The sequence below is a fragment of the Exiguobacterium undae DSM 14481 genome, assembly GCF_000620805.1.
Taxonomy (GTDB): Bacteria; Bacillota; Bacilli; order Exiguobacteriales; family Exiguobacteriaceae; genus Exiguobacterium_A; species Exiguobacterium_A undae.
In genome coordinates this window covers 1,923,230-1,947,527 of record NZ_KK211187.1, presented here as the reverse complement: position 1 = coordinate 1,947,527, position 24,298 = coordinate 1,923,230, and the positions used below count along the sequence as shown (strand labels likewise).

27 protein-coding genes and 1 riboswitch are annotated in these 24,298 nt (G+C 50.3%); of the genes, 23 read left to right on the top strand and 4 right to left on the bottom strand.

Going from position 1 to position 24,298, the window contains the following annotated elements; translation table 11 throughout:
- The first annotated feature begins 1 nt into the window (after window position 1).
- Window positions 2-1,081, top strand: coding sequence for a hypothetical protein (locus P397_RS0110920; RefSeq protein ID WP_028106569.1), 1,080 nt, complete (start codon window positions 2-4; stop codon window positions 1,079-1,081).
- A 70-nt stretch (window positions 1,082-1,151) separates the two neighbouring features.
- Here the strand turns inward: P397_RS0110920 and P397_RS0110915 are convergent, their stop codons facing one another.
- Both P397_RS0110915 and P397_RS0110910 read right to left on the bottom strand, forming a co-directional pair.
- The gene (locus tag P397_RS0110915) at window positions 1,152-1,649 is read right to left on the bottom strand and encodes a C40 family peptidase (protein ID WP_028106568.1); all 498 of its coding nucleotides are present in this window, start codon (window positions 1,647-1,649) and stop codon (window positions 1,152-1,154) included.
- Window positions 1,650-1,861: 212 nt separating this feature from the next.
- Complete coding sequence (locus P397_RS0110910) at window positions 1,862-3,055, bottom strand: MFS transporter (RefSeq protein ID WP_028106567.1); 1,194 nt, start codon at window positions 3,053-3,055, stop codon at window positions 1,862-1,864.
- Window positions 3,056-3,251: 196 nt separating this feature from the next.
- Between P397_RS0110910 and P397_RS0110905 the strand changes: the two genes are divergently transcribed.
- From P397_RS0110905 to P397_RS0110820, 18 genes are all read left to right on the top strand, one after another.
- Entirely contained in the window at window positions 3,252-3,677 is a 426-nt protein-coding gene (locus P397_RS0110905) for an OsmC family protein (protein ID WP_026833298.1), read from the top strand.
- On the top strand, window positions 3,674-4,921 hold the full coding sequence (nagZ, locus tag P397_RS0110900) for a beta-N-acetylhexosaminidase (protein ID WP_028106566.1): 1,248 nt from the start codon (window positions 3,674-3,676) through the stop codon (window positions 4,919-4,921). Before P397_RS0110905 ends, nagZ begins: the two co-directional genes overlap by 4 nt.
- Before the next feature lie 59 nt (window positions 4,922-4,980).
- Window positions 4,981-5,083: riboswitch (TPP riboswitch) on the top strand.
- Between the two features lie 91 nt (window positions 5,084-5,174).
- Window positions 5,175-5,771, top strand: a complete 597-nt coding sequence (locus P397_RS0110895) for a thiamine phosphate synthase (RefSeq protein WP_028106565.1) — start codon at window positions 5,175-5,177, stop codon at window positions 5,769-5,771.
- A complete protein-coding gene (locus P397_RS0110890; RefSeq protein WP_028106564.1) occupies window positions 5,768-6,772 on the top strand; it encodes an NAD(P)/FAD-dependent oxidoreductase in 1,005 nt (334 codons plus the stop codon). The genes P397_RS0110895 and P397_RS0110890 overlap by 4 nt, the downstream gene beginning before the upstream one ends.
- Window positions 6,757-6,960 (top strand): sulfur carrier protein ThiS, encoded by a 204-nt coding sequence (gene thiS, locus P397_RS0110885; RefSeq protein WP_028106563.1) that lies wholly within the window; start codon window positions 6,757-6,759, stop codon window positions 6,958-6,960. The genes P397_RS0110890 and thiS overlap by 16 nt, the downstream gene beginning before the upstream one ends.
- 1 nt (window position 6,961) lies before the next feature.
- The gene (locus P397_RS0110880) at window positions 6,962-7,729 is read left to right on the top strand and encodes a thiazole synthase (RefSeq protein ID WP_028106562.1); all 768 of its coding nucleotides are present in this window, start codon (window positions 6,962-6,964) and stop codon (window positions 7,727-7,729) included.
- Window positions 7,726-8,736, top strand: a complete 1,011-nt coding sequence (locus tag P397_RS0110875) for a ThiF family adenylyltransferase (RefSeq protein WP_028106561.1) — start codon at window positions 7,726-7,728, stop codon at window positions 8,734-8,736. The genes P397_RS0110880 and P397_RS0110875 overlap by 4 nt, the downstream gene beginning before the upstream one ends.
- A 127-nt stretch (window positions 8,737-8,863) precedes the next feature.
- Window positions 8,864-9,253 (top strand): hypothetical protein, encoded by a 390-nt coding sequence (locus tag P397_RS0110870; protein ID WP_028106560.1) that lies wholly within the window; start codon window positions 8,864-8,866, stop codon window positions 9,251-9,253.
- Between the two features lie 84 nt (window positions 9,254-9,337).
- Entirely contained in the window at window positions 9,338-9,544 is a 207-nt protein-coding gene (locus P397_RS17365) for a helix-hairpin-helix domain-containing protein (RefSeq protein ID WP_035387636.1), read from the top strand.
- A 148-nt stretch (window positions 9,545-9,692) separates the two neighbouring features.
- Window positions 9,693-10,814 carry an exonuclease SbcCD subunit D gene (locus P397_RS0110860; protein ID WP_028106559.1) on the top strand — a complete coding sequence of 374 codons (1,122 nt, stop codon included), beginning with the start codon at window positions 9,693-9,695 and terminating at the stop codon, window positions 10,812-10,814.
- Entirely contained in the window at window positions 10,796-13,804 is a 3,009-nt protein-coding gene (locus P397_RS0110855; protein ID WP_028106558.1) for an SbcC/MukB-like Walker B domain-containing protein, read from the top strand. Before P397_RS0110860 ends, P397_RS0110855 begins: the two co-directional genes overlap by 19 nt.
- Window positions 13,805-13,814: 10 nt before the next feature.
- Entirely contained in the window at window positions 13,815-14,606 is a 792-nt protein-coding gene (locus P397_RS0110850) for an aminoglycoside N(3)-acetyltransferase (protein ID WP_028106557.1), read from the top strand.
- A gap of 59 nt (window positions 14,607-14,665) precedes the next feature.
- Complete coding sequence (locus P397_RS0110845) at window positions 14,666-15,403, top strand: Bax inhibitor-1/YccA family protein (protein WP_028106556.1); 738 nt, start codon at window positions 14,666-14,668, stop codon at window positions 15,401-15,403.
- A gap of 114 nt (window positions 15,404-15,517) precedes the next feature.
- Window positions 15,518-15,862 (top strand): PadR family transcriptional regulator, encoded by a 345-nt coding sequence (locus P397_RS0110840; RefSeq protein ID WP_026833286.1) that lies wholly within the window; start codon window positions 15,518-15,520, stop codon window positions 15,860-15,862.
- Window positions 15,852-16,607, top strand: coding sequence for a permease prefix domain 1-containing protein (locus P397_RS17640; protein WP_028106555.1), 756 nt, complete (start codon window positions 15,852-15,854; stop codon window positions 16,605-16,607). Before P397_RS0110840 ends, P397_RS17640 begins: the two co-directional genes overlap by 11 nt.
- Before the next feature lie 18 nt (window positions 16,608-16,625).
- A complete protein-coding gene (locus tag P397_RS0110830; RefSeq protein WP_028106554.1) occupies window positions 16,626-17,384 on the top strand; it encodes a hypothetical protein in 759 nt (252 codons plus the stop codon).
- The gene (locus P397_RS0110825; RefSeq protein ID WP_028106553.1) at window positions 17,381-18,799 is read left to right on the top strand and encodes a hypothetical protein; all 1,419 of its coding nucleotides are present in this window, start codon (window positions 17,381-17,383) and stop codon (window positions 18,797-18,799) included. The genes P397_RS0110830 and P397_RS0110825 overlap by 4 nt, the downstream gene beginning before the upstream one ends.
- A gap of 12 nt (window positions 18,800-18,811) precedes the next feature.
- The gene (locus P397_RS0110820; RefSeq protein ID WP_235183984.1) at window positions 18,812-19,444 is read left to right on the top strand and encodes an ABC transporter ATP-binding protein; all 633 of its coding nucleotides are present in this window, start codon (window positions 18,812-18,814) and stop codon (window positions 19,442-19,444) included.
- 49 nt (window positions 19,445-19,493) lie between these two features.
- Here P397_RS0110820 and P397_RS0110815 read toward each other — a convergent pair whose 3' ends face one another.
- Window positions 19,494-19,811 (bottom strand): hypothetical protein, encoded by a 318-nt coding sequence (locus P397_RS0110815; protein ID WP_028106551.1) that lies wholly within the window; start codon window positions 19,809-19,811, stop codon window positions 19,494-19,496.
- Window positions 19,812-19,939: 128 nt separating this feature from the next.
- On the opposite strand from P397_RS0110815, the gene P397_RS0110810 reads away from it, so the two are divergent.
- The 3 genes from P397_RS0110810 (at window position 19,940) to P397_RS0110800 (ending at window position 22,338) form a co-directional block, all read left to right on the top strand.
- Window positions 19,940-20,674 (top strand): nuclease-related domain-containing protein, encoded by a 735-nt coding sequence (locus tag P397_RS0110810; protein ID WP_028106550.1) that lies wholly within the window; start codon window positions 19,940-19,942, stop codon window positions 20,672-20,674.
- A gap of 134 nt (window positions 20,675-20,808) precedes the next feature.
- Window positions 20,809-21,231 (top strand): MarR family winged helix-turn-helix transcriptional regulator, encoded by a 423-nt coding sequence (locus P397_RS0110805; RefSeq protein WP_026833278.1) that lies wholly within the window; start codon window positions 20,809-20,811, stop codon window positions 21,229-21,231.
- A gap of 72 nt (window positions 21,232-21,303) precedes the next feature.
- The gene (locus P397_RS0110800; protein WP_028106549.1) at window positions 21,304-22,338 is read left to right on the top strand and encodes a YhgE/Pip domain-containing protein; all 1,035 of its coding nucleotides are present in this window, start codon (window positions 21,304-21,306) and stop codon (window positions 22,336-22,338) included.
- Window positions 22,339-22,380: 42 nt separating this feature from the next.
- Here P397_RS0110800 and P397_RS0110795 read toward each other — a convergent pair whose 3' ends face one another.
- The gene (locus P397_RS0110795) at window positions 22,381-23,022 is read right to left on the bottom strand and encodes an SDR family oxidoreductase (RefSeq protein ID WP_028106548.1); all 642 of its coding nucleotides are present in this window, start codon (window positions 23,020-23,022) and stop codon (window positions 22,381-22,383) included.
- 202 nt (window positions 23,023-23,224) lie between these two features.
- Between P397_RS0110795 and P397_RS0110790 the strand changes: the two genes are divergently transcribed.
- Window positions 23,225-24,046, top strand: coding sequence for a transporter substrate-binding domain-containing protein (locus P397_RS0110790; RefSeq protein ID WP_028106547.1), 822 nt, complete (start codon window positions 23,225-23,227; stop codon window positions 24,044-24,046).
- Window positions 24,047-24,298 lie beyond the last annotated feature (252 nt).

Sequence of the window (24,298 nt, the reverse complement as noted above, 5' to 3'; positions counted from 1 at the left end):
CATGCGAAAATTTAAATTTGTACTCATATTGGCTGTCGTCAGCTTCTTAACGGTGGGCATTTATACCGTCTTTATTCAATCGATTGATGAGTCGGACTTTACCGTTGAGACAGTAAAAGGCGACCCGAAACAACCACTTGTCCGGTCTGTTCAAGCAGAACTTTATGATCAGGGCTTAAAGGGAGTTGATTACAACGTTCGACTGGATGGTCATGTCGAAAAAACAAAAGAAAATCTGATCAGCGGCTTGTTTGAAAGTCCATATAATGAGAATGGTGCACCCGCTGACTTCCGGCGATTCATCCGTTCCGATTACGTTCTTACGTTGGAACAAGAAGGTGTCTCATATGCAATAGGAACACCAAACAACAATAAGTGGGAACTACAGTACTGGCAGGGTAGTAAGCAACGTGTTGTCAAAAAAATGTTTCCGGCACCTGCTGAAGCTCAGAAGTTAGTAGAGACCGAACTTAATCCATATCGACGAATTGGGAACAATTTATATGTCAGCGTGCAAGACTATCAAACCAATTCAGGGACGTTGTTGTACAAAATTGATTTAAAAAACGATACGGTTCAAAAAATCAATTTACCGTATACCTCTAAAAAAGAGGTTATGATTTTAGGTATCCATGACGAGATGATTGTCTATCGTACGGTGGAATACTTAGAAGGGTCAGATGAATCAATAGAAAAGACGTATTGGAGTGATGGGGAAACGGCTCAGCCTTTAAAAGCATTGAATTCGATCATTGCCAACCAAACCGAACTAAGTGAGGATGGGACAAAACTGATCATGCTTGAAGGGGATTCGGATCAATCAAGCTGGATTGTCTATGATTTAGCATCAAAGAAATCAGAAAAACACTCGATGGATATCCCGTTAGTAACAGACAAGTTTGGATTAGGCTCTTACACTGAGCTTAAAGATGATTTGATTTACACGGCGAATCGAATCGATGATGGTGTCATCAATATCCGTATTGTTGATGCCGTATCAGAACGTGTTCTTTATGAGGGAAATATTAAAGACAAACTGAAACGAAAAGAAACGTCGTTAAATTCACTTATTCTTAATTGATTGATCTCTTACGTTCTACACAAAAACGCAATCCGGAACTCTTGAAGAGTTTCAGATTGCGTTTTTTGTTTCACTGATACGATTTGATGAGGATGTCCTGTTTCGTGTAATAGCTCCACGTCAGGTCTTGCGATTCGACCTTTTTCGTCGTTACGGCAACGAACTTGTTTTTGCCGGTATAGATTCCGACGAAGTTCGGCGTTTTTGCTTTTTTTGCTTGGACGAATAACAAGTCGCCCGGCATTGCTTTTTTGAGCGTGACGGTCTTGAGCGGCATTGCGGCTTGTTTCGCAATCGTCCGCTCGAGTGTCAGACCGCTCTTTTGATAAACATATTGCGTAAAGCCTGAGGCATCAAATCCTTTTGTTGTCGTGCCGCCTTCTTTATACGGAGTCCCGATTAATGATGTCGCCAGTTTGGCAATCGCTGCTTTCTTTTTCGCGAGTGCTTTTTCCGACAACGGTTTTTTCGTTTCGACTTTTGTTGGTGTCGCAGCAGATGTTGCGACCGGGCTGACCGTCGCCGTCAGTAACAGGGCAGTCAACGGAAGGGCATAATACGATTTCATAGTAAAAACTCCTTTAAGTAGTTGGAATCAAGTGCTGTTTCTACCGTACCATGCCGGTTTACAGATAAAGAAACAAATTGGATACTTTTACCTAACAGTGTTGTAAGGTTTGGTCTGAGTACCCGTCGGCTTCAAGTTCCGGATTCAACAAAAAGACTTCTGTTCCGTATGCCACAAGTGATGGCACCATTCGAACAGAAGTCTTTTGGATGTTATGCCCGCTGATCAAGCCGATGACTGACAGCCGTCAAAGCGGCTGCGAGTAAGGCGACGGCACCGCCAACAAGCGCGATATTCATGATCGGACCGTTCGCATAGACGAGTCCACCTAAAGCAGAACCGAAGGCAATCCCGACATTGCTTGCGACCGGCATTAAGGAAGCAGCCAGTCCTTTTGCTTCCGGATTAAACTTCTCTGCCAGATCAATCAGATAGATTTGTGTTGAGGTCGTCAATAAAATCGACATCAAGGACATCAAGGCAATGTTGATCAGACCCAGCGAAACGGACGCTGTCGTCACGTAGAGGGCGGCGAGTACGATCGCCTGAACGATGAAGACGAAACGGAGACGACCGATCGGGTTCCGGCTGGCGATTTTCCCGGCCAAGATGTTACTGAAGATCGAGACGACACCGTACGCGAGTAAAATCGGACTGATCCACGTCGACGGCAGTTTCAATTCCAACTCAAGAACCGGGACTAGATACGTATAGACGACGTACGTCGCACCGAATCCAAACGACGGGATGAAAAAGGCGATCATGATCCGCGGATTGGCGAGTAGACGAAGTTGATCGCGAATCGAACTGGTCGCCGTTGATTGTTGGACCGGAACGACTTTGAAGACACCGACTAACGCAATGACGCCAAGGGCACTTGTCAGCCAAAAGGTTGCGGCGTACCCGGCATGTTGACCGATGAAGGTACCGATTGGAACTCCCAAGACGTTCGCAAGGGTAAAACCGCCGAAGATGAATGAGACGGCGACCCCGCGTTTCGCAATCGGGACGCTGTCACTGGCGACGACCATCGCAAGCGAAATCAGGACACCCGTCAAAACAGCCGTCACGATCCGGGTCAATAATAAGATTTCGTCATTCGGTGCAATACTGCTGCAGACATTCAGCAAAATCCAGACGAAAATCAAGCCAAGCATTAATTTACGCCGCTCGAGATGTCCGGTCAGTGACATCGTAATCGGTGTCCCGATGGCGAAGGCGATGGCAAAGGCAGAGACGAGTGTCCCGGCTTTCGCGATCGTAATGTTCAGACCGTCTGCGATTTCGGATAAAATCCCGACGATGACGAATTCGCTTGTTCCGAGGACAAAGGTCAACATGGATAACGTTGCGATCAACAGCCAGTCGGTTTGACTCAAACGAGTCGATGATGATGACATACACATTCCTCACTTCTAGCGCCTGTGCGCAAAAAACTATCGTGTATCAGAATAGCATGATTCAAGTGGTGCGGAAACAGGATTTAGAAGAAGGTGAAAAAGAAGCATTATTGCGAATAGCACGTCAATTTCACTTGGCGGAGATTCGGGTATACTGAAGAAGTAAAGACAACTAAAAAACATGTAAAGGACGTGACGGAACATGCAAGCAACAGTCACTTGGAACCACAAGATGGGATTTAGCGGCGAGACCGAATCCGGACATCACTTAGCGATGGACGCAGCACCGGATAACGGAGGCGACAATCAAGCACCACGCCCGACGGAGCTGTTACTCCACGCCGTTGCCGGTTGTACCGGCATCGACATCGTCTCGATTTTAGAGAAGATGCGTTTGACGTTGACCTCATTTGAAATGGACATCGAAGGGGAACGGGCAGACGACCATCCGCGCCGCTTCACGACGATTTCGATCCATTACCGGCTTGAAGGCGACTTACCGGAAGATAAGGTCCGTCGGGCGATTTCATTGTCAAAAGACAAATACTGCTCCGTGTCCCAATCGTTGAACGCAGAAATTGAAGTCTACTATTCAATCAACGGCGTCCGAAACGAGGAACCGATTTGAAGCTGTTTTTCCCTGTTATCTTCGCAACTGTCCTGCTGTCCGGTTGTGCCGACGAGACCGCGAAACCGGACGAACCGGCACCGAAGCAAGCCGAAGAAACAAAACAGCCGAAACCACAAAAACCGGAGCAACCGTCTGCCCGGGAACAAGCGGAAAATGAACTTAAGCAGACGGTCTCTCAGATGTCGACGGCGGAAAAAGTCGATCAACTGCTCTACATCGGTGTGACCGGAACGGCATTGACGGAAGCGGATCGCCGGCTGTTGCAGCAACATGCGTTAGGTGGGGTGTTGTTACTCGGCGGTAATATCACGTCATCCGGCCAACTGAAGGCATTGACGGCTGACATCAACGAAGCGCAAACGTCGGATCAACGGGCATTCGTCGGTTTTGACGAAGAAGGCGGACGGGTCAGCCGGGTTCCGGACGCCCGACTCAAACTGTCGCCGAGCCTGACATATGGTCAAAAAAATGATCCGGAGTTAATGGAAGACGTCGGGCAGACGCTTGGGTCCATTTCCCGTTTTTACGGATTCAACATGGATTTTGCACCGGTCCTTGACGTCAACAGTAATCCGGCAAATCCGATCATCGGCGACCGGGCGCTCAGTGCGGACCCGCAACAAGTGGCACGGCTTGGTGTGCCATTGATGCAGGGAATGAAGGAAGAAGATATCGTGCCGGTCGTCAAACATTTTCCGGGACACGGAGATACGACCGTCGACTCGCATGTCGGTCTGCCGCGGGTCGATGCGACGAAAGCGGAACTTGAGCAGACGGAGCTGGTCCCGTTTAAACGGGCGATTCAAGACGGGGCTGAAATGGTCATGGTCGCGCATATCCTGTTCCCGGCTCTCGACAAAAATCGACCGTCCTCATTATCGAAAGAAGTCATGACCGGTGTGTTACGGAGTGAACTGAAATTTGATGGTGTCATCATCACGGATGATCTCGTCATGGGAGCCATCACAGAACGGTACGGATTAGCTCAAGCGGCAGGTCTTGCACTTGAAAACGGTGCGGACATGGCGATGTTCTCGACACCCGGCGCGTACGCGTCCGTTCACAAGGAAATCATGACGCGGATCAAACAAGGGAAATTGTCGGCAGCCGATCTCAACGAGAAAGTCATGCGGGTCTTACGCTTAAAACAAACGTATGACTTGTCGCAAACGAAACGTGTCGACGAATACCAACGCTTGATCGAGCAGGTCAAAGCGGTCGAATCGGACATGCGACACTAATCAAGGGTGGAACTAATCGGACTACCCGTGGTAGACTACAGACGTACCACACAAATAAATATCTACACTAGGGGAGTCTCGCAGCAGACTGAGACGGAAGTATCCGGACCCTTTGAACCTGATCTAGTTCGTACTAGCGGAGGGAAGTGGTATCCGATCATCTATCGAGGGAACGCCAAGCGTCGCCCTTTTCGTAGGACCACTCCATCAGTTCATGGGGTGGTCCTTTTTCGTGTGGAAAGGAGGGGGAACGATGTCACATTTACACCTGATTACAACCGGACGCGACAGTAAGGAAGTGCTGGAACAGACCCTTCCGCAGCTCGCACTGTCCGTCGATCGCATCCACTTACGGGAGCCAACCTGGTCAGTCCGGGAATTGGTTTCCTGCATTGATACGTTGCTCGACCAAGGAGTCGGCGCAGACCAGTTGGTTGTCCATGACCGGCTCGATGCTGCACTCGTTACCGGCACGACCGTTCAGTTGACACGCCGCAGTCTGTCGGTCGAGCGTGTCCGGGCACAGTTTCCGACGATTTCCATCGGTCAATCGGTTCACTCGTTGACCGAAGCGATGGTGGCGGAACAAGCCGGCGCCGATTACGTGATGTACGGTCATATTTTTGAGACGGATTCTAAACCCGGCGTGGCGCCACGGGGACTCGATGCGTTACAGCAAGTCGTCGACTGGACATCAATCCCGGTCATCGCCATCGGCGGAATCAAACCGGAAAATCTGTCTGATGTCTTAACGACCGGGTGCAGCGGTGTTGCCGTCCTGTCCGGGATTTTGGGACAAACCCATCCGGCGGAAGCAGCCGGACGGTTCCGGGCGGTGATTGGACGATGAAACAACCGGATGTATTGATTGTCGGTGCCGGTATCATCGGTTTGACGCTCGCCTATGAGTTGCTACAGCGGGGGCAAAGTGTTCGCGTGCTCGATCAGTCGGCAGTCGGACAAGGCGCGACACGGGCGGCAGCGGGGATGCTCGCGACGGACGAAGAACTGTCGGAACCGTTACATGCGTTAGCGGCAGTCAGCCGCGTCCTGTATCCGCAGCTTGTCCGTCAATTGTTCGACGAGACCGGGTTGACGAGCGGTTATCTCGAACTGCCGTTTCAGCTGCGCCAGGCAAAGCAAACCGTCCAATTTGAATGGGTCGGTCAAGTCGATCCTCCGTTGCTTGTCCAGGCGTTACGGCAAGCGATTGAACAGCGGGGCGGCGTGATTGAAGAACAGGTAAGTGTCTTGCGTCTTCTGCGGGACAACGGGACGGTAACCGGGGTGGAGACAAGCTGGGGACAACAGGTTGGTCGGCAGGTCGTGATCGCCGGCGGACGAGGATCGGAACCGTTGTTGCAAACGATCGGGATTCCGATTGATACGCTTCCGGTCAAAGGTGAGTGCCTGTCTGTCCGTCTCACAACCGGTCGACTGGAGCAGACTTTGTTTCATGAGACGGTGTATCTTGTCCCGAAAGCAGACGGACGGATTATCATCGGTGCAACGGAACACGTTGGTGAGGAGTCAACGACGGTCAACGCGGGCAGCATCTCGGACCTGTTGGCGGCAGCAATTGACGTGTATCCGCCGATCCGTGATGCGGCACTGGTTGACATCTGGTCCGGTGTCCGGCCGCAGACCCGTGACGGATTACCGTATCTTGGACGGGTCAAAGGGATTGACGGTTTGTTGGTCGCGACGGGACATCACCGGCACGGCATCTTGCTCGCTCCGGTGACGGCACAAGTCCTCGCCGATTGTGTCATGAACCGAAAACCGGAAGTTGCGCTGGAGGCATTTTGTTGCAGACGACACGAGGAGGAGAATACATGCAGATCCGATTGAATGGGAAAGACTATCCACTGGCGGAACAAACGAAGACGCTACACGACTTGATTCAGCAGTTGAACATCGATGAGGAGGTCGTCATCATCGAACAAAATCATCAAATCATCGACCGGTCCCGGTATATGGACACGAACGTCCAATCCGGTGATGTCGTTGAAATCGTTCATTTTGTAGGAGGCGGATAACATGTTAGAAATTGGCGGAAAAACATTTGCATCACGATTATTACTCGGAACGGGAAAATACCCGGACGCTGAGACGCAACAACAAGCGGTCGAAGCATCGGAAACGAACATTTTAACGTTTTCCGTCCGGCGTCTCGATGTCTTTGCGAAGGAACAGACGAATCCACTTGCGGCACTCGACTTAAGTCGTTATGATCTGTTGCCGAATACGGCGGGCGCAAAAACGGCGGAAGAAGCCGTCCGGCTGGCCCGGCTCGCCCGGGCATCCGGCATGTGTGACATGGTCAAAGTCGAGGTGATCGGTTGCGACAAGACGTTATTGCCGGATCCGATCGAAACCTTACGGGCGGCAGAGGAATTAATCAAGGACGGTTTCATCGTCTTGCCGTATACATCGGATGATTTGTTGCTCGCCCGTCGGCTCGAGGAATTGGGCTGTCACGCAATCATGCCGGCAGCGTCACCGATTGGTTCAGGGCAGGGGATCTTAAACCCGCTTGCGCTCAGTTTCATCATCGAGCAGATGACGGTCCCGGTCATCGTGGATGCGGGGATTGGTTCACCGGCTGACGCGGCTTACGCGATGGAGCTCGGTGCCGACGGTGTCTTGCTGAATTCTGCGGTCGCCCATGCCACCGATCCGGTCAAGATGGCACAGGCAATGAAACTGGCGGTCGAAGCCGGGCGTCTCGGTTTCGAAGCGGGACGGATCGAGAAAAAACGGTATGCGACGGCAAGCAGTCCGACGACTGGAATCAGCCGTCCATGACGGACCGCTACAGCCGCCAAATCCGCTTTCGTCCAATCGGACAAGACGGACAAGATCAACTGGCTGAGCGCTGCGTCGTCATCATCGGTCTCGGTGCGCTCGGGACAGCCAGTGCGGAACAGCTTGTCCGGGCCGGTGTCGGACAGGTGACCTTGATTGATCGCGATTACGTCGAGTGGAGTAATCTTCAACGGCAACAATTGTACACGGAACGGGATGCCCGGGAACGGTTGCCGAAAGCGGTCGCAGCCAAGCAACGGCTTTGCGAAGTCAATTCGACGGTGACGATCGAAGCGATTGTGGAAGACGTGACGGCGACGAATATTGAACGACTCGTTGCGCAGGCGGATCTGATCATGGATGCGACAGACAATTTCGCGATTCGGATGCTGATCAATGATGTAGCGGCAAAGCGGGAAATCCCTTGGATTTACGGGGCCTGTGTCGCCAGTTACGGCATGACATACACCGTTTTACCGAAGGAGACACCTTGTTTGCATTGTTTGCTGAATCATCTGCCGCAGCAACAGGATACGTGCGATACCCGGGGCATCATCAGCCCGGCGGTCCAACTGGTTGCCTCGCATCAAGTGACGGAAACCTTGAAACTGTTGACGGGTGCGAAAGCAGCACTACGTCGGACGTTGTTGTCGTTCGATCTTTGGACGAATCAGCAGAGTCAGATTGATGTCACGTCTTTAAAACAAGCAGCCTGTCCTTCGTGCGGTGACGCTGCCGTCTATCCTTATCTCAACGGAACGCCGCTCCAATTCGTCACGTTGTGCGGTCGGGACACCGTGCAAGTCCGGGGAGAAGGGAAACGGGATTTGGTCCGGCTGGAAAACGAGATACGGGCACGCGGGATGAAAAGTCAACGGAATCCGTATTTGCTGATGTTCGAGACGGAGCAGCACCGGATTGTCGCCTTTGCCGACGGGAGGATCTTGATTCACGGGGAAGCGGATCCGGAACAGGCAAAACAGACGTACGCCACGTATTTCAAGTAAGCGTTCACAAAAAAGTAAACAATTTTTTTCGATACATGTTTTAGATGTTTAAAAAAGAGGTAAATAAGACTTCAGACGTAAGTCGGAGCTTTTTAGGTGGAATTGAATGTGAAGAGGAGTGATTACGATGAAACAAGAATTCGATCAATCGATCCAGTCATTGGATCAGACGAAGCGGACAGACCACGCAGCTGAAGCCGTTCAGCAGGCGAATTGGAATCCAGACCGGTATCGGACGAATCTGAATCCGTTCTATCTGTCACCTTGCAGCGTCGAAAGCCGGGTAGAGCGTCAACAGGAAGTTGACCGGATTGTCGAAGTCGAGCCTACATCCTCCCCTCTCCAACAGTTATTCGAGCAGAAACAGGAAGAGCATATAACAGCAACTGAACCAGGTTCTGGCAAAAATCCCGGAGGAAAGTTTACGACTGGGATTGTCGTCGGAGCAATCATCGGAGGATCGGTATCCATCTTCACATCGGTGAAGCGATTTCGTCAAAAGCGTCGGACCCACTGAGGATGACCTCTAACATGTTGTAAAGAACCGTCTCCTTTTAAATGAGGAGGCGGTTTTTTGTTTAGGAAAACAGGAGGGATGGCAATGCAATCCAATGAATCTAAATCCGAGGTGTTTTCTTCACTCGCGAAACCTGCACAACGGGCATTGAACGCGCATGGTGTGACGTCCTTGACCGGCTTATCGATGTACCGGGAAGACGAGGTGCTGAGGTGGCACGGAATCGGTCCTTCGTCGATACCGAAGTTGAAACGGGCGTTAGCAGATCATGGATTGGCCTTTAAGCCGTGAAGCAAGACGCAACCCATTGATTGACCGGGGGAAATCCCCGATTGATTGATGGGTTTTGTTTGGTTTGGAATCGGCAGGAGCTTCAGCAGAAGCGATCAAGTCATGCTAAAATAAGGATATTATAGAGGAAAAGTGAGCGTGATGAAAGATGAAATGGATTCATACTGCCGATTGGCATTTAGGGAAAATCGTTCATGGGGAATCGATGCTTGAAAACCAACGCGCCGTCCTCGACGAGTTTATCCGGTTGCTTGACCGGGAACAACCGGACGCGGTCATCATTGCCGGTGATTTGTATGACCGGGCTGTCCCGCCGACGGAAGCCGTCGAACTGCTGGATACCGTCTTAGCCGAAATCGTGTTCGAACGGAAGATTCCGGTCGTCGCGATCAGCGGCAACCATGATTCAGCGGAACGACTGAGCTTCGGAACGACGTTATTACAACGGGCGGGTCTTCATCTGGCCGGAAAGTTAACATCAACCATTGAACCGATCGAGATTCAAGGCGTCCGTTTTTACCCGGTCCCGTTCGCGGATCCGGCTACCGTCCGTTACATCCATCAAGATGATTCGATCCGGACCCATGATGAAGCGATGCGGAAAATCATCGGAACGATGACGATCGAGGGGCCAAGCGTCCTCGTCGGGCATGCCTTTGTCATCGGCGGACTTGAAACGGATTCCGAACGCCAGTTGTCGGTCGGAACGGCGGGACAGGTCAGCGCCAGTGCCTTTGCTCCGTTTACGTACACGGCACTCGGGCATTTGCATAATCCACTTGCGATCAAGTCAGACACGATCCGTTACAGCGGTTCGTTATTAAAATACTCGTTCTCGGAAGCACATCACGTGAAAGGCGTCGACATCTTGACGCTCAACGATACGGGGACGTTTGACCGCCGGTTTGAACCGTTGACCGCTAAACGCGACCTGCGTGAACTGACAGGCAGCCTCGCAGAATTGACGGATCCGGTCTTTGTCGCGACCCAAACAACGGACGATTACATCAAAATCAATTTGACGGATGCCGAAGCGTTGATCGATCCGATGGGGAAACTGAAGAAAATCTACCCGAACATTCTCCATCTCGAGCGGACCGGCTTTACACGTGAAAGTACACGATCGGTGCAAGCATCCCGCGATCAAGTCCAAGCGGCGACGTTGACCGATCTGTTCCGGGAATTTTATGAAGCGGTTCGTGAAAAACAACCAACGGATGCGATGCAATCCGTGTTAGAGGAGGAAGCTGCATGCGTCCAGAACGATTGACCTTACGTGCCTTCGGACCATTTGCCGATGAACAGACGATTGATTTTCGCGAACTCGGGGGGCGGACGATGTTTGTTATCTCCGGCAATACTGGTGCCGGCAAAACAACGATTTTTGATGCATTGACATTTGCCTTATACGGGGAAACATCAGGCGGGGAACGGGAAATGAGCGATCTGCGCAGTCATTTCGCCAAACCGGACCAAAAGACGGAAGTCGAACTCGAATTTCTGTTAAAAGGGGAACGGTACCGGATCATCCGGCAACCGAGCCAGCCCCATCCGGTCAATAAGACGGATTATGGGCATGAAGCCGAGTTCGCCCGACATGACGGCACGACCTGGAAGCCTCTTGCGCTGAAGATTCCGGAAATCCGCCAACAAGTCCAGGAACTGTTGCAACTTGACCATAAACAGTTTTCACAGATCTTATTGCTCCCGCAAAATAAATTCCGGGAATTGCTGATGGCAGAGTCAAAAGACAAGTTACAGATTCTCAAACAACTGTTCAAGACGGAACACTACGGGGAGTTTCAACAACGTTTGCACCGCAAAGCACTGGATCTCGCCGCAGCCATCAAAGAAACGAAGACGAAGCAGTTGTCGAAACTCGAAGAACTGCCGATTGAGCTGAACTGGGCAGAGGCGACGGAAACGACGATCCGTCAAGAGACGGATCAGTTGCTGAAGTCACTTGACGAAAAAATCACTGACGCTGCAGTCACGGAACAGGCGATCCGCGAGACCGTACAACGCGTGACGGAACGTCTGCGTCAGGCCGAGCAACTCGAACAAACCTTTGTCGAGTACGACGAGTTGTTGCGACTTGAACAACAACTGGCGGTGACATTGCCGGAGACGAAACGTCAGACGGAACGGTACGACGCGGCGACGCGGGCGGCGGCAATCAGCGGAGTTTTTGAGACGTTCCAATCGGAGCAACAGACGGTCCAGCAGTTGACGGCTGCGAAACAACACGTCTCGACAGAACTGGAGCAGTTGTTGCAGCGGCTCGATCAGGTGAATCAAGACGTCGAGCGGCTGGCGGCGCAGGAACCGGAAATGCGTGAGGCAGCTCGCCGTCTGGAGCAAATCGAGGAAGAACTGCAACGGTTGCAGGATCAAGAACAGCTGTTAACACAACAACAGCAGTTGACCCGGGCGATTGCTGAGCTGAATCCGGAAGCCTTGCGCAAGGAACGTGATCAGAAACGTGGCGAACGGACGACCCTTCAAACAAGAGTCAGCGCGATGGCGGACGAATCGAGCAACCGTCTGACGATCCAGGAACGGCGTTTCCTCTTACAGACTGCTGAGCAAAAACAGCAGGAATGGCAACGAAACGAAGCAGAACGGCTCCGGTTGATCGAACAGGGAACGCGGGTCAAACAGGAAAAAGAGCAGGCGGAACTTGCCTATACGACAGGCCGGCAAAACGAACGCCGTCAACTGGCGGCAGAACTGGCGGCGCACCTGCATGACGGAGACGCCTGCCCGGTCTGTGGAAGCACATCGCATCCGCAACTTGCGGTTAAAGCGGAATCGCTGGATGTCGAAGCCTTACATCAGGTTTATTTAAAAGCCCAGACGGCGCATCAGGAACTGCAGGCAACGTACCGGACGGTCGCGGAACGGAAACGGCAACTCGAACACGACATCACGACGCTTGGTCAAGGCAAGGAGCTTCCGACCGATCTAATCGTGATCCGGACAGAAATCGAGTCCTTACAGGCACAGGAAACCGCGTTGCAACGGCAACAGGAGCAAAAACAACAGCTCGAGCAGCAACTGCGCACAATCGAGACAGGACTGGAACGATTGGACCGTCAGATTGAGGAAGAGTCGGCTCGTCAGTCGAAACTGCAGCTGGAACTGGCCCGGCTCGAGGGCATGTTGACCCGGAATCCGGATGCTCCGTCGCGCCGTGAATTAGAGACGGAACAGCAGACGTTGAGCAAACGGTTGGCGTCGTTTGAAGCGGCACGGACGGGAGCCCACAATCAAAAGCAACAACTGGATCAAGACGTCGCGGTGCGGCGCGATCGGTTGGAGCACATCCAAACAGACTTGACGGAGCGGACATCGAAGTGGCTGGAAGCGAAAGCAACGTTCGAACGCAGCCTGCAGGAAGAACGGTTTGCGACGGTCGAACAGTTTGAACAGGCGCGGATGACACGGCAAGATATTGCCCGATTGGCGGAACGACTGGAAGCCGACCGGCGGAAACGTCAGGACGTCGAGAGCGGACTGGAGCGGATCCGTCAGATCGTAAAAGCGCAGGACCGACCGGACTTAGCGACGATCCGATTGTCTGTCGAGCAGGCGGAAGCCGAATTGACCGAAGCGACGGACCAACGGATCGGTGCCGAAAAAGAACGGCTCCACGTCAAGCAATTGGTCGATGCCTGGTCGACGTTACAACAACAAATCGAGGCAGAAGATACACGCTATGGCATCATTGGTGAGTTGGCACGGGTCGGGGTCGGTGAAAATGCGCAACGGATGACGTTTGAGACGTATGTCCAAACCGCCTATTTCGACGAGATCCTGCAAGCCGCGAACCGGCATCTGCACGGGATGACGTCGGGCCGTTTCCTGCTTGAACGGAAGACGGAAGCCGGAAAGGGCTTGAAAAAGTACGGACTCGATTTAAACGTCTTTGATGCCTATACGTCGCAGACACGGCACGTCAAGACATTGTCCGGCGGGGAAAGTTTCAAGGCCTCACTCGCCTTGGCGCTTGGTCTGTCGGAAGTCGTGCAGGAAGCAAGCGGCGGCGTATCGCTTGAGACGATGTTCATCGATGAAGGATTCGGTACGCTCGATCCGGAATCGCTTGAGCAGGCGATCGAAACGCTGTTATCGATTCAGGCAAGCGGTCGGATGGTCGGAATCATCAGCCACGTCCAGGAACTGAAATCACGGGTCGATGCGAAAATTGAAGTGACGCAAGGTAAAACAGGATCGACGATTCGCCTTGTCGTCGAGTGAGGGGTGCGAAATGGAAACAAGACAAATGGTCACGAAATCAAAGTTGATCACAGATTTAAAACAGCTTGGTGTGACAGCGGGCATGAAAGTGTTCGTTCACAGCTCGATGAAGGAGATCGGTTGGATTCCGGGCGGTGCACAATCGATCATTGAAGCGTTGCAAGAGGTCGTCACAGCAGACGGTCTGATCATGATGGCGGCACAAAGCACCGATAATTCAGACCCGAAAAACTGGAGTCGTCCCGCCGTACCGGAAGATTGGTGGGAGACGATCCGTCAGGAAATGCCGGCGTACGATCCGGCGAAGACACCGACACGCGCCATCGGGAAAGTTCCTGAACTTTTCCGGACGTTCCCGGACGTCAAACGCAGTGCCCATCCGATGTGGTCGGTCACGGCATGGGGAAACGAGGCAACGGCATTTGTTGCCGGACATACGATTGAAAATGGATTTGGTCCGGGTTCACCGCTTGAGAAATTCATTGAAGCGGACGGTCAGATTCTTCATCTCGGTTCACCGTGGGATGCGACAACCGTTTGGCATTATGCCGAATATGGGATTGACCGCCCGGATGAAGAGTCAGGCTGTAAAGTCAATCAGGCCGGTCAAGAGGTCTTCATCACGTACCGTCACCGGATGATTGACAGTGATCCGTTTGGACCGATCGGTGAAGGGTTGACGGATGAGACATTCGTGACGACAGGCAAAGTCGGACAAGCGACGTCGCACCTCGTCTCGGCAAAGGAATCGATTCCTGTCGTCATGTTTCAGCTGAATGCCTTAAATAGTTGGTTAAGCTGAAACTTTTCCGGGAAACAACCGTAATAAGACATAGATAAAATAGAAGGAGTGAACGCAAGATGGCAACACGATTTAAAGTTAATCCTGCCTTACGCCGTGGTTTTGAGACGGCGCGTGCCGGCGAACGGCCGATGACAAAAGCAGGGACGATGAGTAAGATTTTCCTCTTACTTGCCCTCGTCACGGCAGCAGCCGGCGGGACCTGGTTCTTCTTGGCCGCAAATCCACAATTCTTAATTCCTGCATTGATTGGCGGAGTTGTCCTCGGATTGATTCTTGCCCTGATCATCACCTTTAAACCACGGACCGCTCCGGTACTTTCACCGGTCTACGCAATTGTCGAAGGGGTCGCCGTCGGCGCGATTTCATTGATGTTTGAAAGCATGTATCCAGGGTTAGTCGGTAAGGCGGTCCTCGCGACCTTCGTCGTCTCGTTTGCGATGTGGTTCGTCTATTCGACCGGTATGATTAAAGTGACGCAACGATTCCGTTCGGCCGTCACGGCGGCCATCCTGTCGATCCTCGTCTTGTACGGAGTCAACTTACTCTTGACGTTGTTCGGTATCAGCTTACCGTTCATGACGGGCAGCTCGCCGCTTGCGATCGGCATTCAGTTTGTCATCGTCATCGTTGCCTCCCTGTCACTGGTGATGGACTTTGATTTCATCTCGCAACAAGTGCAGGCACGGGCACCAAAATCGATGGAGTGGGTCGCGGCGTTCGGTTTGATCGTCACGATCATCTGGTTGTACATCGAAATGCTTGATCTGTTGTATCGTTTGGCAGCAAGAGATTGATGCGTAGTTGAGAAATCGTTTCCGCTTTTTAGCGGAAGCGATTCTTTTTTTATTAAGTACCTTGCATTATAGAGTACATTGTTTTACATTGTATGTAAGAGGTGGTGGGAGAAGATGGAAATTGATAAAGAGCTGTTAAAAGGACATATCGACACCTTGATTTTGGCGTTACTGGTCGACAAGGACCGGTACGGGTATGAAATCGCAAAAGAAGTGCGGGAAAAAAGCGCGGATGCGTTTGAGTTAAAAGAAGGAACGCTTTATCTGTCACTGAAACGACTGGAAAAGAAGGCGGCCGTCATCTCGTACTGGAGTGACGAAGCGGCCGGCGGTGCACGCCGCAAGTATTACCATCTGACGGACGAGGGACGGGCGTTACTGCGGACGAAACGGCAGGAATGGCAGGTCGTCAAACGATTGATGGATCAATTTTTAGGAGGGGACCCCGATGATAGATGAGTATGTAAATCAGCTCTACCGCTCGGCTGATCCGGATTTGCCGGAAACGAAGGAACTGAAAGATGAAACGCGGCAACACTTGGAGGAAACCGTCGCCGAGCTGGTGTTTGACGGGTACTCGGAACAGGCGGCAATGAAAATCGCCATCAATCGATTTGGTGGTGAAGAACAATCGCAGGTATTAATCCATGAATTGCAACTGATCCAAAAGTTGTTTGCAAAACGGATTTTACGTGCCGGAATTGTTGTATTGGTGTTGAGTCTGATGTTTGGTTTCAGTGGTTTCATCGTCCGGAGTACATCGGATATTTCGGAAAGCGGTATTCGATATCAACTAGGGGAGGAATGGGAGGCAACTGATTCCGCTCCGCTGAAGACAGTTGTTGAAGAAGAGTGGATGGTCACGGCAGCCCGGATATACAGTACGTCGACTGAAGGCGAGCGATTGACGCTTGAACAGAGCTATGGAAAAAACGTACCCTCTGTTTTTCAACCGTTCATGTCATCATCTCTTAGCGGTGCACCGGACAAAGGGTGGGAAGTCGAATTTGATGAGATTGATACGGTCGTCATTGGATTCGCATTTGCCTTGCTCGGATTATCGGCGGCACATGTCTTGTTTGCAATCTGGATCATCATTCAGCGGCACCGGACGGATCGGCTGTCGCGAACGACGACCGTCTTGTCGATCGTGATTCCCGCCCTCAGCATCTTGTTGTATTTCGTCACAAAAAAACGACCATAACCAAAGGAGGAGAAGCCGTTGCAACCGATTATATGGACGGAATTAAAACGAAGCATGACACGTCGGACGTTATGTCTGGCTTTGCTGCTCCCGCTGATTATCCTGTTACAGTTTAACCAGGTTCGGACCGGATACGTATTCTTGACGTGGCAGGGGGTGTTCGAAGAATCTGCCGGAACGATTATCGCCGTCGCGTTTCCGTTAATTTGTTGTGTGCTGTACCTGCCAACGGTCGCCCGTGAAATCGATCATCAGTTCATCCGCTACGCGCGGACCCGTGTTTCGCTAAAGGACTATCTCATTGCCAAAGGAGTCGTCAACGCCTTGATCACGTTTATCGTCTTTTTTGTGACGATGCTCGGCTGGATGCTGTTTTTACGGTTCGTAGAGCCGAGCTTGCATTGGATGACATATGAACAGGGGCCAGAATCATTGACGACGTTCACCCAAGCCTTCACGACGGATGGGATGTATATGATCGCTTATGCGGGATGGATCGGACTTAATGCGATGGTATATGCGACAATTGCGTACCTGTTGTTGGTGTTGTCCGGGAATTTATTTCTGGCAGTCGGTCTTCCGTTTTTGTTTTATCACTTGTTGAACTTTGCGACCGGGTTACTCAGTGTCCCGCAATTTTCGCCCGTCAGCACGATTTTCCCGTTTAACATTATCGCGATGCCGTTGTGGACGATATTTGTTCCGTTCAGTGTCCTCGGATTGATGTTGTTCGGACTGATGATCACGGGGATGAAGCGGACGGAGTGGGAACTGTGAGCCGGATCGTCTATGCGGTTTGTTGGCTTCAAGTGACGCTTTTTGCGGGTATCTGGATGTATCAAGATCAACAGGAAGCGCTTAGTAAAGGAATCGTATTTAATCAATGGGATTTAATGACGGCAGTGACGATGAATACCTATTTGTTGATGTACGATATTTTGTTGCTTGTTCTCCTGTTATCGATTGTTCGAATACAAAGGGACTTAACGGATTTCCGGTTGATCCGCTTCCGGAATACACGGAGTGCGTTGATACATAGTACCGGACGGTTCGCTAAATCGTGGGGAATGGGGTTATTAGTGTATGCGATTGTCGGATACCTGTTTGCACTGCAGGCACCGGCTGAAACGAATTGGAGTCTTGCGGCACGGGCCGGACAGGTATTTTACATCCCAAAAGACTCGGTGTTTCTGAACATTTCGCCGCTGCTTGCCCATTGTCTGCAACTTGGATTTTTATTTGTCGGCGGTTTGCTGATTTATCTGATGCTCGGTCTGGTGTATGTGCTGACAAGACGCATAAAACTGGTGTATATCGTTGCGAGTATTTCCTTTATCGGTACACTGTTATCGTTTACGTCAGGTCTTTATCTCAATTTGTTTCTGGTCTTGTCGTTACCGAACGTACTGGGAAATCAAAAATTGAGTTACTGGCTGGGATGTATTGTTCTGTTGACAACTGTTGTCGTGTTGTTGGATCGTCGGTTCCGCTTCCCGCGGCAGTTTATTACAATCAGTATTTACATCGCATGTTGCCTGTTGATTTTGTTCGTTCAGCCATCGGGACAAACGTATGGTGATTACTTACTGACCGCATTCAGCGGTGTCCGATCTGATGGTTTCACGTTGCAGGCATATTTGAATCATGCCGTCTTATTTTTTGGCTATACCTACCTGCTGGCGCAACGATATGAACGGGACGTCATCGATCAAGGACTTTATCACATCATCCGGCACCGGTCCTTGAATCGATGGTTTTCGAAACAATTGGCGAAGCTTTTTGTGACAGCAACCGGGACGGTCATCGGTCTCTTCAGTTTAGCGACACTGTTTGCATTTTTACGTGGTGTCGAGTGGACGACTCAGGTGAACGGTTTGTCAGTTGATCTCGCGACGATTCTTTACCAGACAATCGTCAACGGAACACTCCAACTCATCGTGTACGGTCTGATTCTGTTTCTCGTCTTGTACTGGACGCGCGAAGCCGTCCAAGGTATTTACTGGATTGGCGGCGGAATGGTTGCACTGTTGCCGCTCGTTCAACAGGACTGGATTCCGATTGGACGAAATGGAACGGTTCAGCTGCTTGACCATTCCGCTTACGCAATCAGTCTGCAACTGGTTGGAGCTAGCCTCTTCGTTTATATCGTCATCCAAATCGTTTTTCGAAAACATGTCCGAACAAATCATTAAGGAGGCAAAATGATGATTACATTAACGAACGTCAGCAAACAATATAAAGGGCATGAACTGTTTCACGACATGAACGTCTCGTTCGGACCGGGAAAGATTTACGGCATTACCGGTATCAACGGGTCCGGCAAGTCGGTGTTATTCAAGATGTTATGCGGGTTTGTCTTTCCGGACGCGGGAACGATTGCAGTCGACGGGCAAGCCTTGACGGGGAAACACCGCTTTCCGAAAGACTTTGGCATCTTGATCGAACGACCGGGTTACATCGGTCAACTGGACGGATTCACGAATTTAAAGGAACTCGCCCGGATTCAAAATAAAATCGATGATGCGGCGATTCGCCGGGCGATGGAACAAGTCGGACTGGCGCCGAATTTGACGCAAAAGGTCAAACACTATTCGCTTGGAATGAAACAAAAACTCGGGATTGCCCAAGCCATCATGGAAAATCAACAGGTCTTGTTACTCGACGAACCGTTTAATGCCCTTGATACGGATAGTGTCGAACGGATCCGGACACTGCTCGTGCAGTATAAAGAACAAGGGCGGACGATTTTCCTGACCAGTCACCATCAGCAGGACATCGATTTACTGTGTGACGAAGTGTATCAAATTCAAGCGGCGCGACTGGAGAAGGTCCGTTAAACATCAAGACAGGCAAGTCCTCCTTTCGGAAGACTTGCCTGTTATTCGTTCAGCGCCTGTCCGACGATGCCTCTTTGATTGCATCGACATATTGTTTGGCTTCAAGTAATGGATAACCGAGAGTTTCTCGAACCAGTTTAATCGCTTCCACTGTCTCATGATTAGACAGAAGTTGCTCAATCTGTTCATTCAATAGGCTGTGACTGCTTGCGGCATCATTCACGCCGAGATGTTCTTGAAGACGTGTCAGTTCACGTAGTGTTTGCTGTTGGGTCATGCGAAGTTTTGCAAGTTGTTGCGAAACAGATTGCCACACGATGATCAGCAGGATCAAAGGCAACCAAATTGAGAAAAATGAGTCAAACATCCCTACCCCTCCTTTTCTTTACCGTACCACAGTGAAATGAATGTAACAATTAGTGGAAATTGAAAAGAATTCCGTTTATTCTGGAATAGTGGAAAATTTAGGGTTTAAAAAAGAAAGGAATGAAATGAGTGGAAGATTTGTTAGCTGCATTAATTCCGGCGTTACTTCTCATCGGAAGTGTCATGTTCGTCGGGTTTGCCGTCACGCTCGGCAGTTTGTTTTACTTCCGTCGCCGATCGTTCGACAAAAGTACATATAAGCAGGTCACGCAGGAACGTTTTTTAAAGGCGGTCCGCGATAAAGGAATCTGGGGCGAATACTTGACGACCCGTCAGCTCGAAAAGGTTGGAGGATACGGAAAGTTCGTCATCAATACGTATTTACCAAAAGCACGGGGCAAGGGAATGACGGAAATCGATGTCACCTTCATTCATGAGAGTGGCATCTATGTATTGGAATCAAAAAACTACAGCGGATGGATCTTCGGGAAAGAGGCGGACCGGCAGTGGACGCAAATGTTTAAGAACCGGTACAAACAACGATTTTACAACCCGATCAAACAAAACGAGCAGCACTTGAAAAGCATGGCACAGTTTTTAGCGGGAACAGTGGAGCAACAGGTATTTCAATCGGTCATCGTCTTCAGCGAACGGTGTGAACTGAAAAAAATCACGATTGAGTCCGGTCACGTCCATGTCATCAAACGAAATGAGTTACAGCGGACGATCAAACGTTTGGCAACGGTCAAACGGCTGACACCCTCACAAGTCGATGCCGTCTATGAGCAGCTTAAACAACAGTCGCAAGTCGACCAACACGTCAAGGATGCGCATATCGAAGCGATCAAATCGTTTACGTCTTGAATTATATTAGCTTGTACAATTTTTAAGGCGAGAACTATTAACTAAGACATTTGACAAACCACCTCATCCGGCATATAGTAAATAAGTTCAATTAATAAGTAGTGCAACTATTATTCTTGAGGTGGGGAGTTCCAGTGAAAGAAACGGATTGGTCACTTGGTATGCAACTGTCACGCAGCTATCATTCCTTTAAACGTGCCGCCACCAAGCGGATGGAAGAACACGGTCTGACACCGGAACAGTTCTCGGTGTTGAGTGAGCTTCATAAACAAGAGGGCATTTCGCAAAAACAGTTGGCGCTGTTGACGGAACGGGACCAAACGACGGTCGGGAAAATCCTTGATAAGCTCGTCAAAAAAGGACTGGTCATCCGTTCGGCGGATCCACGCGACCGGCGCGCCTTCATTCTATTGACGACAAAAGAAGGCGTTCAGGTCATCCGACTGTTGGAACCGACGCTCGATCAGCTGCAACAGCAAGCTTTTTCAGGATTGTCCAAAAAAGAAATTAAACAATTCATCAAGACACTTGAAACCATTTACCAAAACGTGACGTAACTGGTTTCTCTTTTTTGGATTAATGGTTGCATATGCTATTATAAGCAATGCATATAAAAGGGAGCGGAACACATGAAGAGTTTTAAAGATGTTTTTTCGGTTACACAAACGAAAGTGGGATTGATGTTTGCCTTGATCGTCCCGATCTTATTTCTTGTCGTTTGGATGACGGGGTACCAAGGGGCGACGGATCGTCTGGATCAGTTGCGTGTCGCTGTCGTCAAGTCGGATTCGACAGTCGGCTTGTATCAAAACTTGCAGAAGGAGAGTCCGTTCACGGTCCAATCTGTCCGTTCGGAAGCAGAGGGGCTGAAGCAACTGGATGCCGGGGAAGTCGAGATGGTCCTTGTCGCGAGTCTGACGGATACGGATCAACCGAAGCTGACGTTCCACGTCAATCAGGCAAATGCTGAATTTGCGAACGGCATCCTGAAACAGGCAACAACTGAAATCACCCAAGCCTTAAACGGTACACCTGCGGTTGTCTCTGACGTCATCGTCGAACATGAAGTGTCTGATTTCTCAACCTCGATGTTGCCGATCTTACTGGGTTTCGTCATCTACATTGCGGTCATGACGATGGGCATCCAGTTTAATCTCGTGACGCAAATCCTGCAAAAACGACATGCAAAATGGTCGCTCTTTTGGAGCAAACAACTGTTGCACGGTCTTGTCCTGTTAGTTGTGCCGCTGGTCATGGTGTCGCTTGCGTTTGCCTTTTCAGAGATACAAGCGTCCTTTCTAAAAGTATGGGCGTTCCAGGTATTATTGACGGCAACTTGTATCGGTGTCACTCAGATGAACTTCACGATTTTCGGTCCGATTGCGCCACTCGTCAACGTCGCTTTGATTCCGTTCCAGCTGATGACGGCAGGAAATATTGTGCCCCCGTCGATGCTGGCACCATTTTACCAGACGATCGGTCATTATTTGCCGGTACCGAATGCGGTCGCCGGACTGACCCGATTGATTTACTTTGACGGAAATATCTCGTCGTTTGTTCTTCGTCTGACGGTCATCTTGCTGGTCACGGTTGCCGTGACATTGATTTTGACGGCTGTTCGTCGGGAACAGGCGCATATCGTTGAAATGAAGCGAGCTTCCTAAAAAAATGAGCCCAATCCAAATGGATTGAGCTCATTTTTGACATTACGCAAAAATATCAGCGATCGGTGTTGTTCCTTCAAGCAGGGGAATCGTTTGGTGATAAGCCGATTCCTGTTCAATCGCAGCGATGACGACACGCGCGACATCTTCGCGGGCGATCGTCGTCTTGTCCGTTGATGCCGGATCTGTCGTCACGGCACCGGTTCCTGTATCGTCCGTCAACCCACCCGGGCGCAAGATCGTATAGGCGAGGGAACTGTCCCGAAGCAGGCGATCGGCATAGTGTTTTGCGACATAATACGGTTTCATGCTGTCCGACCAAGTTTCCGGCGAATCGGCATTTAACGCACTGACCATGATGAATTGTTTCGCTTGAATGTGTTCTGCGGCCGCAATCGATTTTGCTGCGCCATCCAAGTCGATCAGAATGGTTTTATCGGCACCCGTATGACCACCGGAGCCTGCCGTAAAGATGATGACATCACTGTTATTGATGGCGTCTGTGATCGACGAGACATCCTGTTCGAGATCAAGCAGGACAGGTGTCGCCCCCAGTGCTTCGAAATCTGCGAACTGTTCCGGTGAGCGCAAACCGACCCGCACATCGTGCACCGACCCGCTCAATTGTTTCGCCACATGCCGACCCACTTTTCCGTTCGCCCCAATAATAAATACGTTACTCATCTTCCATTCCTCCCATTCATTGTGAATTCTTTTCCAGTATGAAAGAAAGGACAAGGGTTCTGCAAATAAGAGGGCTCAGCAATCGAACATCGTCTTGTTTTGACGAAATAATCAAAAAACTCTTGGATAACATAAAACAATATGATACTGTTTTGAGTATTATACAGAAAAAAGCGTCAGACAGAGAGAGGAAGCGAGCAGAGTGAATAAAAGAGGATTAGCACTTGGAGGAAGTCTGTTGCTTTCTGGTCTTTTGGCAGCAACACGATTAAAAGATGTGACCGGTTCATTCAGTGTCGGCAAACAAAACGTCTTCACGACGAAAAAGATCGTCGTCGGGACGACCGGAGATTATAAACCGTTTACGTACTTGAACCGTCAGACGAATCAATATGAAGGGTTTGACATCGACGTCATCCGCTCGTTTGCCGAGAAAGCCGGACTGGAAGTCGAATTCGTCCCGACGACATGGGGGACGTTGACACGTGACTTGCGTGCCGGGAAATTTCATATGGTCGTTGGCGGCGTCACGAAGAACATCGAACGGGAAATTGTCGGTGACTTCACGAAAAGCTATTTATCGTTCCAAAAGACACCTCTTGTCCGCGCTTCGGATATTGATTTATTGACGTCGATTGTAGCCATCAATCGTCCGGATGTGACAATCGGCTTGAATCCGGGCGGCACAAATGAACAGTTTGTTCGTCAGACGTTTGATCAGGCGCATATCGTCATGTATGCGGATAATTTAGCAATTCCGGCAGCCGTCGCGGCGGGAGAAGTGGATGTCATGATCACGGATACCGTCGAAGCGATTTATTACGCCTCGCTTGATATGCGATTAGGTGCCCCGAAAATAAAGGAAAAATGGATTCCGGCCGAAAAAAGTTACCTCATTCAAGATCGGCAAACGGAAGTTTTGGATGTCATGAATCTTTGGATGAACTCCTATGAAGGAAAACAACGGATTGAGCAATTAAAAGAGAAGTGGTGTGTGGCTTCGGTCGTACACGATGCGGTATAACGCATAAAATCAACGGGCAAATCCATCTTGGGTTTGCCCGTTGTTGTGCAAACAAGTTAACAGATGATGAAACAATAATATAATTGTCTTAATGAAGAAAGGACGGATGACCGTGAATGAAGTAAAGAGGGATAACGAGACAAACAGTCGATCAGATTGTACTTTATGTATACGGAGAAAAAATAAGAAAAATCACATCTCAAAACTGATGTGTAGCGTTGCTTTTATTTGAGATGAAAAGGGAGACTTCTT